This window comes from Streptomyces sp. AC627_RSS907 (assembly GCF_019049165.1).
In genome coordinates, this window is record NZ_JAGMUE010001358.1 from 1 (window position 1) to 544 (window position 544).

Below are 544 nucleotides of genomic sequence, written 5' to 3' on the forward strand. Positions count from 1 at the left end.
TGGCCGGGGCGACCGGCCTTGGTCCGTTGTTGATGACATAGCTGACGACCGCGGTCGACGTCCCCGCAAGCCGTGCTACATCATCCCGCGTCACCTTGGCCACGCGCGGAAGTCTACGCGGGTCCCCCTAGCCGTTTACCCGGCGTGCGACCCCTGCTTTCGCTCCGTCCGCCGCGCGAGAGCGACCATCGACCGCGTCGCGGGGGTTTGTCCCCTTCGCACCGTGGGCACCGCCGGCACCATCCGTACCGCCCTCGCCCGAGGTCGCCACCTTCGCGCCCTCCGAGGCGCGTTCCGCGGCGCGCTCGACCTTCTCCGGCACGACGAAGCGGTAGCCCACGTTGCGTACGGTGCCGATCAGCGACTCGTGCTCGGGGCCGAGCTTGGCGCGCAGCCGCCGCACGTGGACGTCCACGGTCCGGGTGCCGCCGAAGTAGTCGTAGCCCCACACCTCCTGGAGCAACTGGGCCCGCGTGAAGACCCGGCCCGGGTGCTGGGCCAGGTACTTGAGCAGCTCGAACTCCTTGAAGGTCAGGTCCAGGAC

1 protein-coding gene and 1 pseudogene are annotated in these 544 nt (G+C 70.2%); both read right to left on the minus strand.

Features of this window, described 5'->3' with window-relative positions:
- A pseudogene (locus tag KUM32_RS41910) lies at positions 1-103 on the minus strand (LacI family DNA-binding transcriptional regulator); the annotation flags it as partial.
- Positions 104-127: 24 nt separating this feature from the next.
- A partial coding sequence (locus KUM32_RS41915; protein WP_217146851.1) for a winged helix-turn-helix domain-containing protein occupies positions 128-544 on the minus strand: 417 nt, incomplete at its 5' end.